Source organism: Streptomyces sp. CNQ329 (genome assembly GCF_000482585.1).
Map to the genome: position 1 here is coordinate 162,363 of NZ_AXVU01000009.1, position 15,909 is coordinate 178,271.

At 72.7% G+C, this 15,909-nt stretch carries 15 protein-coding genes and 2 rRNA genes; 3 read left to right on the plus strand and 14 right to left on the minus strand.

Annotation, left to right across the window (positions count from 1 at the left end):
• Positions 1-54: 54 nt before the first annotated feature.
• The 6 genes from hemB to I003_RS0108930 all read right to left on the minus strand — a co-directional run bounded on the left by hemB (position 55) and on the right by I003_RS0108930 (position 6,652).
• On the minus strand, positions 55-1,071 hold the full coding sequence (hemB, locus tag I003_RS0108905) for a porphobilinogen synthase (protein WP_051368146.1): 1,017 nt from the start codon (positions 1,069-1,071) through the stop codon (positions 55-57).
• A 146-nt stretch (positions 1,072-1,217) separates the two neighbouring features.
• Positions 1,218-2,849 (minus strand): bifunctional uroporphyrinogen-III C-methyltransferase/uroporphyrinogen-III synthase, encoded by a 1,632-nt coding sequence (locus I003_RS0108910; RefSeq protein ID WP_051368150.1) that lies wholly within the window; start codon positions 2,847-2,849, stop codon positions 1,218-1,220.
• A gap of 98 nt (positions 2,850-2,947) precedes the next feature.
• Positions 2,948-3,994, minus strand: a complete 1,047-nt coding sequence (hemC, locus tag I003_RS0108915; protein ID WP_051368147.1) for a hydroxymethylbilane synthase — start codon at positions 3,992-3,994, stop codon at positions 2,948-2,950.
• Positions 3,991-5,424: a glutamyl-tRNA reductase gene (locus tag I003_RS0108920; RefSeq protein WP_027771215.1), complete on the minus strand. Its 1,434-nt coding sequence runs from the start codon at positions 5,422-5,424 to the stop codon at positions 3,991-3,993. Before I003_RS0108920 ends, hemC begins: the two co-directional genes overlap by 4 nt.
• Positions 5,421-6,224 carry a redox-sensing transcriptional repressor Rex gene (locus I003_RS0108925; protein WP_037720403.1) on the minus strand — a complete coding sequence of 268 codons (804 nt, stop codon included), beginning with the start codon at positions 6,222-6,224 and terminating at the stop codon, positions 5,421-5,423. Before I003_RS0108925 ends, I003_RS0108920 begins: the two co-directional genes overlap by 4 nt.
• 143 nt (positions 6,225-6,367) lie before the next feature.
• Positions 6,368-6,652, minus strand: a complete 285-nt coding sequence (locus I003_RS0108930; RefSeq protein WP_027771217.1) for a glutaredoxin family protein — start codon at positions 6,650-6,652, stop codon at positions 6,368-6,370.
• Positions 6,653-6,855: 203 nt separating this feature from the next.
• Here I003_RS0108930 and I003_RS0108935 point away from each other — a divergent pair, with 203 nt between their 5' ends.
• The 3 genes from I003_RS0108935 to I003_RS0108945 all read left to right on the plus strand — a co-directional run bounded on the left by I003_RS0108935 (position 6,856) and on the right by I003_RS0108945 (position 10,432).
• On the plus strand, positions 6,856-7,848 hold the full coding sequence (locus I003_RS0108935) for an HAD-IB family hydrolase (protein ID WP_027771218.1): 993 nt from the start codon (positions 6,856-6,858) through the stop codon (positions 7,846-7,848).
• 337 nt (positions 7,849-8,185) lie between these two features.
• A complete protein-coding gene (locus tag I003_RS0108940; protein WP_027771219.1) occupies positions 8,186-8,992 on the plus strand; it encodes an ECF subfamily RNA polymerase sigma factor, BldN family in 807 nt (268 codons plus the stop codon).
• 240 nt (positions 8,993-9,232) lie between these two features.
• Positions 9,233-10,432: a DUF5667 domain-containing protein gene (locus I003_RS0108945; RefSeq protein ID WP_027771220.1), complete on the plus strand. Its 1,200-nt coding sequence runs from the start codon at positions 9,233-9,235 to the stop codon at positions 10,430-10,432.
• Between the two features lie 10 nt (positions 10,433-10,442).
• On the opposite strand, the gene I003_RS0108950 is transcribed toward I003_RS0108945, so the two are convergent.
• The 8 genes from I003_RS0108950 to I003_RS0108985 form a co-directional block, all read right to left on the minus strand.
• Positions 10,443-11,624 carry a lysophospholipid acyltransferase family protein gene (locus I003_RS0108950; RefSeq protein ID WP_027771221.1) on the minus strand — a complete coding sequence of 394 codons (1,182 nt, stop codon included), beginning with the start codon at positions 11,622-11,624 and terminating at the stop codon, positions 10,443-10,445.
• Positions 11,617-12,705: an NAD-dependent epimerase/dehydratase family protein gene (locus I003_RS0108955; protein WP_027771222.1), complete on the minus strand. Its 1,089-nt coding sequence runs from the start codon at positions 12,703-12,705 to the stop codon at positions 11,617-11,619. The genes I003_RS0108950 and I003_RS0108955 overlap by 8 nt, the downstream gene beginning before the upstream one ends.
• A gap of 134 nt (positions 12,706-12,839) precedes the next feature.
• A complete protein-coding gene (locus tag I003_RS34615; RefSeq protein ID WP_003948845.1) occupies positions 12,840-12,938 on the minus strand; it encodes a 30S ribosomal protein bS22 in 99 nt (32 codons plus the stop codon).
• A 125-nt stretch (positions 12,939-13,063) separates the two neighbouring features.
• The gene (locus tag I003_RS0108965; protein ID WP_037783412.1) at positions 13,064-13,273 is read right to left on the minus strand and encodes an excisionase family DNA-binding protein; all 210 of its coding nucleotides are present in this window, start codon (positions 13,271-13,273) and stop codon (positions 13,064-13,066) included.
• A 128-nt stretch (positions 13,274-13,401) separates the two neighbouring features.
• Positions 13,402-14,220 (minus strand): phosphatase, encoded by an 819-nt coding sequence (locus I003_RS0108970; protein WP_027771223.1) that lies wholly within the window; start codon positions 14,218-14,220, stop codon positions 13,402-13,404.
• Between the two features lie 107 nt (positions 14,221-14,327).
• Positions 14,328-15,497, minus strand: a complete 1,170-nt coding sequence (locus I003_RS0108975; protein ID WP_027771224.1) for an acetoin utilization protein AcuC — start codon at positions 15,495-15,497, stop codon at positions 14,328-14,330.
• Positions 15,498-15,559: 62 nt separating this feature from the next.
• Positions 15,560-15,676 (minus strand): 5S ribosomal RNA (rrf, locus tag I003_RS0108980).
• Between the two features lie 100 nt (positions 15,677-15,776).
• A 23S ribosomal RNA gene (locus tag I003_RS0108985) occupies positions 15,777-15,909 on the minus strand; the annotation flags it as partial.

Consider the following 15,909-nt stretch of genomic DNA (forward strand, 5'->3'; position numbering starts at 1 on the left):
ACGGGCCCGGGGCCGCCCTCGGCGGCCCCGGCGCAGCCGCCGCCCCGCAGAGCGTCAGCCGCGCAGCTTCTGGGCCGCCTCGATCGCCCAGTACGTGAGGATCATCTGCGCCCCGGCCCGCCTGATCCCCGTCAGCGTCTCCATCATCGCCGCGTCCCGGTCGACCCAGCCGCGCTCCGCCGCCGCTTCGACCATCGCGAGCTCCCCCGAGATCTGGTACGCCGCCACCGGCACGTCCGCCTCGTCGGCGACCCGGCGCAGCACGTCGAGATACGGCCCGGCCGGCTTGACCATCACCATGTCGGCGCCCTCGGCGAGGTCGAGGGCCAGCTCGCGCAGCGCCTCGCGGCCGTTCGGCGGGTCCTGCTGGTAGGTCCTCCGGTCACCCTTCAGCGACGAGTTGATCGCCTCGCGGAACGGTCCGAAGAAGGCGGAGGAGTACTTCACGGTGTACGCGAGGACCCCGGTGTCCTGGTGTCCCGCCCGGTCCAGGGCTTCGCGGATCACCGCGATCTGGCCGTCCATCATGCCGCTCGGCCCCAGCACGTGCGCCCCGGCGTCCGCCTGCACCACGGCCATCTCCGCGTACCGCGCCAGCGTCGCGTCGTTGTCGACGCGGCCGGCGGCGTCCAGGACCCCGCAGTGACCGTGGTCGGTGGTCTCGTCCAGGCACACGTCGGACATGATCACCAGGTCGTCCCCGACCTCGGCCCGCACGTCGCGCAGGGCGACCTGCAGGATGCCGTCGGGGTCGGTGCCGGCGGAGCCGATCGCGTCCTTCTTGTGCTCCTCCGGGACGCCGAAGAGCATGATTCCGCCGATGCCCGCGGCGACCGCCTCGGCGGCGGCCTTCTTCAGGGTGTCGCGGGTGTGCTGCACGACGCCCGGCATGGAGGCGATCGGCTGCGGCTCCTGAAGGCCCTCGCGGATGAACGCGGGCAGGATCAGCTCCGCCGGGTGCAGCCGGGTCTCGGCGACCATCCGCCGCAGCGCGGGCGTGGTGCGCAACCGCCGCGGGCGGATGACGGGACCGGCGACGGGGCCGGGCTGCGGGGCGTCGGTGCCAGACACGTGTGCTTACCTCCGTGGTGCTCCGGGGCGGCCGGTCTCCCGGCGCCGGCGAGGGAGGGCACGTACCCGCGCGCCTCCCGCCGGGCGGCGGGGAGCCGGACGGCTTCCACCGTACGCCCCGGCGGTGACACTCCCCGCGGGCCCCGTCAGCTCGTGGTCGTCGTCGTCCGCGCCCGCCGCCGCGGCCTGCGCTCGCTGGGCCGGGTGACGTGCTCCCCGGCCTCGACCGCCGCCGCCCGGCGCCGCGCGCCGAACTCCGCCAGCGCCTCGGCCAGCCGGTGCACGGACGGCTCCGGCGCCATGACGTCGACGCGCAGCCCGTGCTCCTCCGCGGTCTTCGCCGTGGCCGGGCCGATACAGGCGATGACCGTGACGTTGTGCGGCTTGCCGGCGATGCCGACGAGGTTCCGTACCGTCGAGGAGGAGGTGAACAGCACGGCGTCGAACCCGCCGCCCTTGATCGCCTCGCGGGTCTCGGCCGGCGGCGGCGACGCGCGCACCGTGCGGTAGGCGGTGATGTCGTCGACCTCCCAGCCGAGGTCCTTCAGCCCGGCCACCAGCGTCTCGGTCGCGATGTCGGCGCGCGGCAGGAAGACCCGGTCGATCGGGTCGAAGACCGGGTCGTACGGCGGCCAGTCCTCCAGCAGCCCGTGCGAGGACTGCTCGCCGCTGGGCTGCAGGTCGGGCCGGACGCCGAACTCCACCAGCGCCGCCGCCGTCTGCTCGCCGACCGCGGCGACCTTGATCCCGGCGAAGGCGCGGGCGTCGAGCCCGTACTCCTCGAACTTCTCCCGCACCGCCTTGACGGCGTTGACGGACGTGAAGGCGATCCACTCGTACCGGCCGGTCACCAGGCCCTTGACCGCCCGCTCCATCTGCTGCGGGGTACGCGGCGGCTCGACGGCGATGGTCGGCACCTCGTGCGGCACGGCACCGTACGAGCGCAGTTGCTCGGACAGCGACGCCGCCTGCTCCTTCGTCCGCGGCACGAGCACGTGCCAGCCGAAGAGCGGCTTGGACTCGAACCAGGCCAACTGCTCGCGGCGGGCCGGCGCGCTCTGCTCGCCGACGACGGCTATGACCGCCTGCCCGGCGTCCGGCGACGGCAGCACCTTCGCCGACTTCAGCACCTGCGCGACGCTGCCGAGCGTGGCGCTGAACGTCCGCTGCCGCGTCGTCGTGCCCGCGAGCGTGACCGTCATCGGGGTGTCCGGCTTGCGGCCGGCGGCGACCAGCTCGCGCGCCGTCGCCGCGGTGGCCTCCAGGGACGTCTGCACCACCAGGGTGCAGTCGCTGGTGCCCACCTCGCCCCAGATCTGCTCGGAAGCGGTCGCGGCGTCCACGACGCGTACGTCCGTGCCCTCCGGGTCGTGCAGCGGCACACCGGCGTACGCGGGCACACCCACGGCGGTCGCGACACCGGGCACCACCTCGAAGGCGATGCCCTCGGCCGCGCAGGCGCGCATCGCGTGCGCGGCGCCGCCGTCGAGGCCCGGGTCGCCCGCCACGGCATGCACGACCCGCCTGCCGGCGCGGGCGGCCTCCATGACAAGATGGCCTGCGTCAGCGGCCGTTGGCGGTTCGTCGTCCCCCGCGGCCGCCGACGTATGCGCCGCGGGCGCAGGCGTCGCCGACGTGTGCGGCGTGACCGCGCCGGCACGCGCGTGGGCGCGTACGACGGCGAGGACCTTCGGATCGGCGATCAGGACGTCCGCGGCAGACAGCGCTTCCACGGCGCGCAGCGTGAGCAGTCCGGGATCGCCGGGTCCTGCGCCCAGGAACGTGACGTGCCCGCGGGCGGCGGGACCGGGCGGTCGGGCCGCGCCGGTCGCTGTACGCGCCGACGCGCTGGACTTACGGGTCGAAGGCGTGGGGCTCAAAGTCGCTCCCCCATCAGACCGGCCGCGCCCTTGGCGAGCATCTCTTCTGCGAGCTCGCTTCCGAGCGCCACGGCGTCGCCGTACGACGCCGGCACGGGGCCGGTGGCGGACATCTGCACCAGAGCGGAGCCGTCGGGGGTGCCGACGACGCCGCGCAGGCGCATCTCGGTGACAGTGGACGCTGTGCCCAAGTCGGCCCCGGAGGGACCCTCCGCGTGCAGGTCGGCGAGCGCGCCCACGGGCGCGCTGCAGCCGGCCTCCAGGGCGGCGAGCAGCGTCCGCTCGGCGGTGACGGCGACCCGCGTCAGCGGGTCGTCCAGCTCCGCGAGCTGGGCGGTCAGGTGCGCGCTCGACGAGGCGCACTCGATCGCCAGGGCCCCCTGGCCGGGGGCGGGCAAGACTGCGTCGAGGGGTATCAGCTCGGTGGCCTCGGCCAGCCGGCCGAGGCGGCTGAGCCCCGCGGCGGCGAGCACGACGGCGTCGAGCTCGCCCTGGTGTACGTACCCGATGCGGGTGTCGACGTTCCCGCGGACCGGGACGGTCTCTATGGCGCCGCCGAGGGAGCGGGCCCAGGCGTGCAACTGGCCGGCGCGGCGCGCCGAGCCGGTGCCGATCCGGGGCCGGCCGCCGGCGGCGAGCACCTGCTCGAAGCCGAGGCCGTCGCGGGCGACGAGCACGTCGCGCGGGTCCTCGCGGGGCGGCACGGCGGCGATGACCAGCTCCTCGGACTGCGCGGTCGGCAGATCCTTCAGCGAGTGCACCGCGAGGTCCACCTCGCCGTGCATCACGGCCTCGCGCAGGGCGGCGACGAAGACGCCCTGGCCGCCGATCTCGGACAGGTGCCGGCGGGACACGTCCCCGTACGTGGTGATCGCGACCAGCTCGACGGCGCGCCCGGTCAGCCGGCGTACCGATTCGGCAACCAGCTCGGACTGCGCGAACGCGAGCTTGCTGCGCCGCGTGCCCAGGCGCAACGGGCGCTGGAAGCGCGAGGCTCCCTGCGCCCCGGCCCCCTTCGCCTGCGTCGGCTTGGCTGCGGTCATGACGGCTCCCGTTCACTGCGTGCGCTGGCCGCCGCGCGGCCGGAGTCCGCGCGGCTGACGGCGTCGACGGTGGCCGGGTCGAGGTCGAAGAGCTCCCGCAGGGCGTCCGCATACCCCGCTCCGCCGGGGGTGGCGGCCAGCTCCTTGACCCGTACGGTCGGCGCGTGCAGCAGCTTGTCCACGACGCGGCGCACGGTCTGCGCCACCTCGGCCCGCTGACGTTCGTCGAGCCCGGGCAGCCTACCCTCCAAACGGGCGATCTCGCCCGCGACGACGTCCTGGGCCATGGTCCGCAGCGCGACGACGGTGGGCGTGATGCTCGCGGCCCGCTGCGCGGCACCGAAGACCTCGACCTCCTCGGCCACGATGGCCCGTACCTGGTCCACGTCGGCGGCCATGGGGGCGTCGGCGGCGGCCCCGGCCAGGGTCTCGATGTCGACGAAGTGCACCCCGGGCACCTCATGCAGCGCGTGATCGATATCACGCGGCATCGCCAGATCGAGCAGCGCGAGCGGGGGGCCTCCGGCGGAGGCGGCTCCGCCGGCGCGGCGGCGCAGCGCAGCCCGTACCTCGGCCGCCGTCAGCACCAGGCCCGTCGCACCCGTGCACGAGATGACCACGTCCGCCGTCACCAGCTCGTCCGCGATCTCCTCGACCCGCGCGGCACGGGCGAGAGGAACCCCCGCGGGCCCGGCCTGCGCCGGGATCAGGCCCGCGGCGCCCGCCGCCGGCGACCCCGCGTTCAGGCCCGCCGCCAGGCGCTCCGCGCGCGCGTACGTGCGGTTGGCGATCACCAGCTCCGCCGCCCCGGCCCGCACCAGCGTCGTCGCCGCCAGCGACGACATGGACCCGGCGCCGATCACCAGCGCGCGGCGGCCCGCCACCCACTCGGCCACCGGCGCCCCGGCCGCGAGCTGTGCCAGCCCGAACGACACCAGGGACTGGCCCGCCTTGTCGATCCCCGTCTCGCTGTGCGCCCGCTTGCCGACCCGCAGCGCCTGCTGGAAAAGGTCGTTCAGGGTCCGGCCCGCGGTGTGCGTCCGCTGCCCGAGCGCCAGGGACTCCTTGATCTGCCCGAGGATCTGCCCCTCGCCGACGACCATGGAGTCCAGCCCGCAGCCCACCGTGAAGAGGTGGTGCACGGCGCGGTCCTCGTAGTGCACGTACAGGTGCGGCGTCAGCTCCTCCAGGCTCACGCCCGCGTGCTGCGCCAGCAGCGTCGACAGCTCGGCGACGCCCGCGTGGAACTTGTCCACCGCCGCATACAGCTCGATCCGGTTGCACGTGGCCAGCGCCACCGCCTCCGTGACCGGAGCCGCCGCCACCGCGTCCGTGAGCAGCTTCGCGCGCGCGTCCGGCGCGAGCGAGGCCCGCTCCAGCACGCTCACCGGCGCGCTGCGGTGGCTGAGGCCGACGACGAGGACACTCATGCGGGCATCACGGCGGGTACGTCCCCGTCGGGCCCCTGACCGGTGCGCTTCTTCGCGGCGGGGGCGGGGCGCGCCGCCGTCTCCACCGCGGGCGTACCGCCCTGCGCCGCCGCTTCGGCCTCGCGCAGCTCGGCCTCCTCGCCGGCCTTGCGCTGCTCGTGGAAGGCGAGGATCTGCAGTTCTATCGAGAGGTCGACCTTGCGCACGTCGACGCCGTCGGGGACGTTCAGCACAGTCGGCGCGAAGTTGAGGATGGAGGTGACGCCCGCCTCCACCAGCCGGTTGCAGACCGCCTGCGCGGCGCCCGCGGGGGTGGCGATGACGCCGATGGAGACGCCGCTCTCCTTGATCAGCGGCTCCAGCTCGTCGGTGTGCCGCACGGTCAGGCCCGCGACCTGCTTGCCGGTCATGGCCCGGTCGGCGTCGATGAGCCCCGCGACGCGGAAGCCGCGGGAGGCGAAGCCGCCGTAGCCGGCGAGGGCCGCGCCGAGGTTACCGATACCGACGATGACCACGGGCCAGTCCTGGGTCAGGCCCAGCTCGCGTGAGATCTGGTAGACGAGGTACTCGACGTCGTAGCCGACGCCGCGGGTGCCGTAGGAGCCGAGGTACGAGAAGTCCTTGCGCAGCTTCGCCGAGTTGACGCCGGCGGCGGCGGCCAGTTCCTCGGAGGAGACCGTGGGCACGGAGCGCTCCGAGAGCGCCGTGAGGGCCCGCAGATACAGCGGGAGCCGGGCGACGGTGGCCTCGGGAATCCCTCGGCTTCGGGTCGCCGTTCGGTGTGTTCGGCCAGTTGCCACAGTGCTCCTGACGCTAGCGCGGTGCCGCGTACGGCCCGCCGGGGCGAAACCGCACTGATGAGAGAAGGCTATGCCTTTGTGAACGCGTGCACAAAGATTGTGTCCGCTTTGTCCGGGCAAAGTGACGGGCGTCACCCCCCGGCTCACGACCGCAGCGCCCGCCGCAGCCTCTCCGGGTCCACCCGCCAGAAGTCGTGCTGCTCACCGTCCACGAGGACCACCGGGATCTGCTCCCAGTAGCGGCGGTACAGCTCCTCGTCGCGGGTGATGTCCTTCTCCTCCCAGCCGGCGCCCAGCTCCGCACAGACGGAGACGACGACCTCGCGCGCCTCGTCGCACAGGTGGCAGCCGGGCTTGCCGATGAGGGTCACGGTCCGGTCGGCGGGGGCGGGCACGGACGCGGCGGTCCTACGTCGCAACAGGCTCATGTCATCGATTGTGCCGCCCTGCACGGGCGTACGGAGCCGCCCGTAAGCAAGCAGAACCGGACAGACAACAGCCACGGAACGATAACGGCCGGGCACATGACGTCCAGAGCCGGGCGGAACCCCCCGGGAATGCACGCGCGCGTCCGCGGAGGCCCGGCCCCTCGGCACCGGATGACCCCCCTCACACCGTTATGCTCATCGTCATGGCCGCATTCGGATGGCTCAGCCGCAGACGCCGCGCGACCGCACGCAGCGTCGCCGCCGGCGAAGCCGCGGCCGAGGCGGCGCGCAAGACGTCACAGGAGCTGGAGCACGCCGCGCAGGCGGAGGCCGAAGCCGTCCTCGCACAGGGCGTCACGGCGGACGGCGGGGCGGCCACGGGGGCCGCGGCAGAGGACGAGGAGCCGGACTTCCCCGTCCACGGCGACGTGCACGCGGCGGCCTTCTTCGACCTCGACAACACGATCATGCAGGGCGCCGCGCTCTACCACTTCGGCCGCGGGCTCTACAAGCGCAAGTTCTTCCGCACCCGCGACCTCGCCCGGTTCGCCTGGCAGCAGGCGTACTTCCGCCTCGCCGGCGCCGAGAACTCCGGGCACATGGAGGACGCGCAGTCCAGCGCGCTGTCCATCGTCCAGGGCCATCGCGTCGCCGATCTCATGGAGATGGGCGAGGAGATCTACGACGAGTACATGGCCGAGCGCATCTGGCCCGGCACCCGCGCGCTGGCCGAGGCGCACCTCAACGCCGGCCAGAAGGTGTGGCTCGTCACCGCCGCCCCGGTCGAGACCGCGACGATCATCGCCCGCCGGCTCGGCCTGACCGGCGCGCTGGGCACCGTCGCGGAGTCCGTCGGCGGCGTCTACACCGGCCGGCTCGTCGGCGAGGTGCTGCACGGGCCCGCCAAGGCCGAGGCGATACGGGCCCTCGCCGCCGCCGAGGCACTGGAGTTGGGGCGCTGCGCCGCGTACAGCGACTCGGCCAACGACATCCCCATGCTCTCCCTCGTCGGCCACCCGTACGCGATCAACCCCGACGCACGGCTGCGCAAGCACGCGCGCGAACACGGCTGGCGGCTGCGCGACTACCGGACGGGCCGCAAGGCCGCGAAGGTCGGCATCCCGGCCGCGGCGGGCGTCGGGGCGGTGGCCGGCGGCGCCGCCGCGGCGGCCGCCCTCCAGCGCCGCCGCCGCTGAACCGGGCGCACGTGCACCGCTCCCGGCCGGTATCCCCGGCTCCGCCGTCGACGGGTCACCGGCGGCGCGCCCGTGACCGATTCCTCCGGGAAACACACAACACGCCCGTGAACCAGGCAGTTCGTGTCACTTACCGATCAAACTCAATCCGACGCCCGATACTTGAGGGGACGTCAATAGACTAGGGATCGGACGGAAACGGTGATTTGAGCAACTGGAGGTAGCGCGACCGACACGAAGCGTTATTCTCCTCAGACGCAATCCGGTGCCCGCACATACCTACGTCGGTCAACGGTCCCGCACTGAACGTGATGGAAGCACTGCCTCTGGGAGTCCCGTGTACCCATACGTCGGGGTTGACGCCTCAGGTCTGGCTACGCTGCGCGCGCAGGTAATCGAGCAACTGCGCCTCTTCTCGCCCGCCCTGGCCGTCGCCGGCCCCGCAGCGAGTCCCGCCGCCGGCCCGGTCGTACGCCCCGCCTACGCCCTCACCGACGGCAGCGCCGCGGTGGGCAGCAGCCGCCGGCAGGCCGGCGGCGCGGGCACCCGCGAGCGTAGCGGCAGGCAGACCCGGCAGCCGCAGCCCTCGACCGGCGACAGCCGCCGCATGATGGACCTGGTCGAGCGCGCCCAGGCCGGCGAGACCGAGGCGTTCGGCCGGCTCTACGACCAGTACGCCGACACCGTCTACCGCTACATCTACTACCGCGTCGGCGGCCGGGCGACGGCCGAGGACCTCACCTCGGAAACCTTCCTGCGCGCCCTGCGCCGGATCGGCACGTTCACCTGGCAGGGGCGCGACTTCGGCGCCTGGCTGGTGACGATCGCGCGCAACCTGGTCGCCGACCACTTCAAGTCCAGCCGGTTCCGCCTGGAGGTCACCACCGGCGAGATGCTGGACCCCAGCGAGACCGAGCGCAGCCCCGAGGACTCCGTGCTGGAGTCGCTCTCCAACACCGCGCTGCTGGAGACCGTGCGCAAGCTCAACCCGCAGCAGCAGGAGTGCGTGACCCTTCGCTTTCTCCAGGGTCTGTCGGTGGCCGAGACGGCCAGGGTGATGGGCAAGAACGAAGGCGCGATCAAGACCCTGCAGTACCGGGCGGTGCGCACCCTGGCCCGGCTGCTGCCCGACGACGCCCGCTGACGGGGAGCGATCTCCCTTGACTCTTCCGATACCCGGAGCGCCTCCGCCGGCCGAAGTAGTATCAACGCCACCGCGTAACCCGACTGCCCTGCCCGTCGTTGAGCGGGTAGCAGGGCTTCTCCGGCCACGGCTTGTCCAGCTTGACTCACTCCTTCGAGTGAAATGGGTCAAGGAGTACAACGCCGGGGCCGGGACAGGGAGTCCGACACAGAGACCCCGAGTCGACAGGAGGTGCCGCCCGTGATCGGATCCGTATCGGCACACCGGCGGGCGAACGCCTTCGCCCAGGCCCTTGATGAGGAGTCTCGGGCGCAGCAGGCGGAGGCATTGGCCGCGGATCCCGAGCAGGCACGGCTGCTGGGCCTCGCCGGCCAGCTCGCCTCGTTGCCGGGTCCGACGCTGGACCCCGAGGTCAAGACCGTCCAGCGGACCCGGCTCATCGCCGCCATGGAGGCGATGCTCGCCGAGGACACCGACGAGAGCACCGAAGCCCCGCCGGTCCCGGCGCCCCGCAAGCGCGGTGCCCATCGCGCGGCCGGCCCGCTGTCCCGGCTGCGCCCGCAGTCCCGTCTCTCCCGCGGCGTGGCCATCGGCGGTGTCGGCGTCGGCGTCGCGACCGGCGCGCTCAGCGCCGCCGCCGCGGTCAGCTCCGACGCCCTCCCCGGCGACACCCTCTACGGCCTCAAGCGCGGCATGGAAGACCTGCGCCGCGGCATGGCCGACGGCGACACCGAGCGCGGTCGCATCTACCTCGACCAGGCGTCCACGCGGCTGAACGAGGCGCGGCGGCTCATGGAGCGCGGGCGCGCCGGCGAGCTCGACGCCGAGTCGATGGACGAGGTCCGCGAAGCCCTCGACAACGTACGGCACGACGCCGTCGAAGGCCGCAAGCTGCTGCGCGGCGCGTACGACGAGAACGGCTCCCTCGGCCCCATGCAGACGCTCTCCGCCTTCTCCCAGAAGAACGAGCGCAGTTGGCAGCAGTTGCGCGACCGGCTCCCCGCCGAGCTGGGCGAGCTGGTCGACGAGGTCAGCTCGGTGTTCGACGCCATAAAGCACGACGTCGCCCCGCTGTCCTCGCTGCTGCCGGGCCCGGAGGACGACACCTTGCCCAGCGGCAGCGCGCCCGGCACCGCGAGCACCGGCGGCAGCGGCGCCGACACCGACCCCGAGCCCGCCCCCTCGTCCACCGCCACGGCCGACGGCGAGGTCGGCGACGACGGCGAGCCGAAGCCCGGCGCCACCCGGGAGGACGGCCTGGTCGGCGAGGACGGCCTGATCGGCGGCGTCCTGCCCGACGACGACACGTCGGGCGGGCAGGAGACCGGCGGCAGCTCCACGCCCACGGAGCAGGACCCCGGCAAGAAGGAGCCGGAGATCACCCTCCCGCCCCTGCTGCCGCTGCCCGACCTGGGCCTCGACTTCGGCGACGACGAGTAGCGGGTACCGGTCAGAAGAAGACCGACCGCCGCTCGACGAGCAGCTTGTACAGCGTGTGCTGGATCGTCTCGCGCACCTGGTCGGTCAGGTTGAACATCAGCATGGGATCGTCCGCCGCCTCCGGCGGATAGCCGTCCGTGGGGATCGGCTCGCCGAACTCGATCGTCCACTTCGTCGGCAGCGGTACGGCACCGAGCGCGCCCAGCCACGGGAACGTCGGCGTCACCGGGAAGTACGGCAGCCCCAGCAGCCGCGCCACGGTCTTGGCGTTGCCGATCATCGGATAGATCTCCTCCGCCCCGACGATCGAGCACGGCACGATCGGCGCTCCCGCCCGCAGCGCCGTCGAGACGAAGCCGCCGCGGCCGAAGCGCTGCAGCTTGTAGCGATCGGCGAACGGCTTGCCGATCCCCTTGAAGCCCTCCGGCATCACGCCGACGACCTCGCCGCGTGCCAGCAGCCGCGCCGCGTCGTCGGCGCAGGCCAGGGTGTGCCCGCCCTTGCGGGCGAGCTGGTTGACGAACGGCAGCACGAACACCAGGTCGGCCGCGAGGAGCCGCAGATGGCGGTCGGCGGGGTGGTGGTCGTGGACGGCGATCTGGGCCATCAGCCCGTCCCAGGGCACCACGCCGGAGTGGTTGCAGACGACGAGTGCGCCGCCGGTGTCGGGGATGTTCTCGACGCCCCTGACCGTCACCCGGAAGTACTTCTCGAAAAGGGGGCGGAAGAGCGGCACGAGCACCTGGTCGGTCAGTTCCGCGTCGTAGCCGAACTCGTCGACGTCGTAGTCGCCCGTCAGCCGCCGCCGCAGGAAGCTCAGCGCGTCGGTGGCCCTGCGCTCCCAGCCGCCGCCGAGGAGCCGCGGCAACGCGCCCAGGAGGGCGCTCTGCAGCGCCGCGGCGATCGCCTCGGCGGCCTCGGCCCCCTGCGGCGCCGTACGGGCCGCTGACGCGGCGTCGGACTGCGCGGCGCCGTCCGCGGTCCCCGCGGCTGCGCCGGCCTCCGCCGGGTCCGTACTCTCCGCGTCCCCGCCGTCCGCGGGTCCCTGCCCGCCGGGCAGCGCCGAGAGGGCCGCCTCCGCGCCGGCGCCGCCGTCCGCACGCCGCGGCCGGCCCGCGCCGGACCGGCGCCGGGGCTTGCCTCCGCCGCGGGAGCGGTCGTCGTCGAACGGAATCACCTTCGCGTCAGCCATCGTGCACCGGCTCCTTCGCAGCGCCGTCCGCCTGCGCCGGGGTCCGGGCCCCCGGCAGCCCCAGCAGCTCGCCCAGCGCGTCCACGGCCCGCCGCACCTCGCGCGGCGGGAGCAGCCCCGCCGCCTGTCCGGCGGCGAAGTCGGCGAACGCCTCCACCGTCGAGTACTCCGGGGTGAAGCCGAGCAGTTCACGCATCTGCGTCGTCTCCACCACCCGCCCGTGGGTCAGCAGCCGGATCTGCTCCGGCGAGAAGTCCGTCATCCCCGCGGAGCGCAGCGCCGAGCCGACCCAGGTCACCGCCGGCAGCGGCACCGGGACGGTGGGACGGCCGAGCCGCCGGGCGGCCTGGGACAGCAGCAGCACGCCCTCGCCGGCGATGTTGAACGTGCCGCTGTTGATCGTGCCGCGGCGGGGCTCGCCGGCCGCAAGCAGCAGCACGTCGAGGACGTCGTCCTCGTGGACGAACTGGAGCCTCGGGTCGTAGCCGAGGACGGTGGGCAGCGCAGGCAGCGCCAGGTACTCGGCGAGCGGGGTGTCCACGCGCGGGCCCAGGATGTTGGCGAACCGCAGTACACACACGGCGACGTCCGGGCGGCGCCGGGCGAACCCGCGCACGTATCCCTCGACCTCCACCGCGTCCTTCGCGAAGCCGCCGCTGGGCAGCGCCTTGGGCGCCGTGCTCTCGGTGAAGACGGCGGGGTCGCGGGGCGCGGAGCCGTAGACGCTGGTGGTGGACTTGACCACGAGCCGCCGCACGCGCGGCGCCTGCTGGCAGGCGCCGAGCAGGTGCATGGACCCGATGACGTTGTTCTCCTTGACCGCCGGCCGGCCGCCGCGGGCGAGCGGGGTGCCGGTGACGTCCATGTGCATCACGGTGTCGACGCCGTGCTCGACGAGGATCCGGGCGAGCACCGGATGACGGATGTCGGCGGGCACGAAGGCGGCGCCGCCGAGCCCGTGCTCGGGCGCCCGGGCGTCGACGCCGATGACCCGGTCGACGTCCGGCTCGCGCAGCAGCCGGCGGACCAGGCGCCCGGCGAGAGGGCGGGCGACTCCGGTGACGAGCACGGTCCTGCCCACTGGCCTTCGCCTTCCTCTCCCTGCCGGCCCCCACACTCGCTCCACCGTATACGCAGGCCAACGCGGCACCACGCACAACCGCCGCCCACCCGCCCGGAAGGCGGATGAACGGCGGTACGGGTGCGGGCTACCGCTTACTTCTTATTGCGGCGCTGCACTCGCGTGCGCTTCAGCAGCTTGCGGTGCTTCTTCTTCGCCATCCGCTTACGCCGCTTCTTGATCACAGAGCCCACGGGTACCCTCGCTCACTTCTCTCCGTCGGGGTGGGCGGGCAAGGGCCCACACGTCTTACAGGGGCCCAAGCCTACCCGGGCGAGCTGGATTGACGTAATCGAGGGTGCGCAACCGGTCGGACCCGTCAGGCCGACTCCACCCCCACATACGACTCACGGAGGTACTCGTGCACGGCCTGCTCCGGCACTCGGAAAGACCTCCCCACCCGGATCGCCGGCAGATGACCGCTGTGCACCAACCGGTACACGGTCATCTTGGACACACGCATCACCGCGGCTACTTCCGCCACGGTCAGGAACACAACCTCGTTGAGAGGCTTATCGTTTGCAGCCATGACACACCTGAACCTTCCGCACATGACGGACACCGGCTTCCCCTCCGGTGCCTCCTCCTCGCATGCGCGCTCCTCCCCAGATTAGGGGCGGGTGATGCAAGTGGGGAAGAGGAGTAGCGATCGCATGGCTACGGTGACAGACAGGCGTGTTTGAGCACATAGTCGGCCAGCGGCCCGTAGCTGTCCGGTTGCACAGAGTCATCAAGTGGCACCACCACGGGCACACGGCCCTCCTCCTGGGCGACGAAGGGTGCCGGGTCGTCCGCGTCCGCCAGACCGATGGCCTCGATGCCCAACTGACCAGCCCCGCAGGCCCATCCGTGATCCCCCACCACCAGCGCGGGCAGCGGCCCGCCGGCCGCCGCCGCGGCACCGAGTGCCGCACGCAGGGGAAGCGGAGAGTGAGTATGGACCCCCCTGGTCGCGGGCCCGCCGGAGGGCTCAGGGCCACCCAGAACGGCGACACTCTCGGGGGAGTTGAGGCGGTATGTACGTACGCCGAATCGGGTCGTTATGTCGACATCTCTGCCCTCACCGGGGGTGAGAACAACGCACCCAGCCGCCGAGAGCGCCGCGGCCAAGCGGGCGTAGAAGCCGAGGAGGCGATCGGGATGGCCGGTCCCGAACAGCACGGCCTCGCCGTCGCGTACGGCGCCGCGGAGCCGCCCCGCGAACGCTTCCAGGGCGGCGATCGTACGGTCCGGATCAATGACCTCGGCGCCCGAGATCCGGTCCGGATCCCCGCTCGTACCGCAGCGTTCGGCCATCAGCCGCAGCAACTCGGGCACCGACCAGTCGCGTTCCGGTTCCAGGCCGAGCAGCACCCGGGGGTCGCGGGCCGCGAACTGCCGGTACCTGCGCAGGCTCTTGTCACGGCTCGTCGCCACCGGCCCGGCGATCCCCGTCGACAGCAGATGCCTACGCAACAAAGGCGCGTCGGTCAACACCCGTCCTACTCTGGCCGCCCTGACGAGCGGAACGGGCGGCTTCGCGAAATTTTCGCCCACAAGAAAGCTTCACCCGCAAGAAAGCAGGGCGGGCAGCGGCGCGTCCCTCAGGGCAGCAGCCCATGCGCCGGGAACACGGTGCGCCGCGCGGCACGCACCGCACGATCCAGCGGCGAGGCGGGGTCGTAACCCGCCTCCCAGTCCGCCCAGGAGGCGTCGCGCCCGTCCGTCATCCGGTACGGCGCCTGGTGTCCGGTCCGCCGCAGCGCCTCGGCCCGCCAGTCCTCGGGCACCTCCGTCTTTGGAGGGACGGGACGGCCGGCGGCGATGGCGCAGAGATGGGCCCAGGAGCGCGGTACGACGTCCACGACGGCGTACCCGCCCCCGCCGAGCGAGAGCCACCTGCCGTCCGCGTGCTCGTGCGCCAGGCGGTGGCAGGTCTCCATCACCGCACGCTGCGCATCCAGGCTGACGGCGAGGTGCGCCAACGGGTCCTCGGCATGCGTATCGGCCCCGTGCTGCGACACGAGCACCTGAGGGCCCCAGGACGCCAGCAGCTCCGGCACGACGGCGTGGAACGCCCTCAGCCACCCCGCATCCCCGGTCCCGGCCGGCAGCGCCACGTTCACGGCCTGCCCCTCGGCACCGCACCCGCCGGTCTCCTCGGGCCAACCGGTCTGGGGGAAGAGCGTGCTGGGGTGCTCGTGGACGGAAACGGTCAGCACCCGCGGGTCATCCCAGAACACCGCCTGCACGCCGTCGCCGTGGTGCACGTCCACGTCCACGTACGCCACCCGCTCCACGCCCAGCTCCAGCAGCCGCGCGATGGCCAACGCCGCATCGTTGTAGACGCAGAACCCCGACGCGGCGCCGGGCATCGCATGATGCAGCCCGCCGGCGAAGTTCACTGCGTGCATGGCCCGCCCGGCCCACACCGCCTCGGCGGCGGCCACGGACTGCCCGGCGATCAGCGCGGACGCCTCGTGCATTCCCGCGAACGCCGGATCGTCCATCGTCCCGAGTCCGTACGAGGGATCGGCTTCTTCCGGTGCCGCCGACGCCTTCCGCACGGCGTCGATGTAGTCCTGCCGGTGGACGAGCCGCAACGTTGAGTCGCCGGCCGCGGGCGCGGCAACGACGTCGACGGACCTGTCGATCCCCAACTCCTCGACGAGACGCATGGTCAGCGCCAACCGAACCGGGTCCATGGGGTGTTCGGGACCGAAGTCGTACGCGGTGACCGCCTGGTCCCACATCAGGTGCGCGCGTCCGCTCATATCGGCCACGGTAACGCACGAAAGCCGCCCCGCAGCGTACGGGACGGCTCTCATGAAGAATTGTTCGGCGGTGACCTACTCTCCCACACGGTCCCCCGTGCAGTACCATCGGCGCGGTCGGGCTTAGCTTCCGGGTTCGGAATGAGACCGGGCGTTTCCCCAACGCTATGACCACCGAAACACTATGAAACTCTCCCCCACACCACCCCACCCAGATCACGACTGGTGTGGTGTGGACGGGTTGTTGTTTCAGAACCCGCACAGTGGACGCAAGCAGCTATGGACAAGCCCTCGGCCTATTAGTACCGGTCACCTCCACCCCTCACAGGGCTTCCAGATCCGGCCTATCAACCCCGTCGTCTACAGGGGGCCTTAACCCCTCATGGGGGTGGGAGTCCTCATCTCGAAGCAG

Coding starts and splice junctions, on each gene's coding strand:
- hemC (WP_051368147.1), bottom strand. CDS start 3,994: ATGACCGCAGCCAAGCCGACGCAGGCGAAGGGGGCCGGGGCGCAGGGA.
- I003_RS0108920 (WP_027771215.1), bottom strand. CDS start 5,424: ATGAGTGTCCTCGTCGTCGGCCTCAGCCACCGCAGCGCGCCGGTGAGC.
- I003_RS0108965 (WP_037783412.1), bottom strand. CDS start 13,273: ATGGCTGCAAACGATAAGCCTCTCAACGAGGTTGTGTTCCTGACCGTG.
- I003_RS0108950 (WP_027771221.1), bottom strand. CDS start 11,624: ATGGCTGACGCGAAGGTGATTCCGTTCGACGACGACCGCTCCCGCGGC.
- I003_RS0108975 (WP_027771224.1), bottom strand. CDS start 15,497: ATGAGCGGACGCGCGCACCTGATGTGGGACCAGGCGGTCACCGCGTAC.
- I003_RS0108930 (WP_027771217.1), bottom strand. CDS start 6,652: ATGAGCCTGTTGCGACGTAGGACCGCCGCGTCCGTGCCCGCCCCCGCC.
- I003_RS0108935 (WP_027771218.1), top strand. CDS start 6,856: ATGGCCGCATTCGGATGGCTCAGCCGCAGACGCCGCGCGACCGCACGC.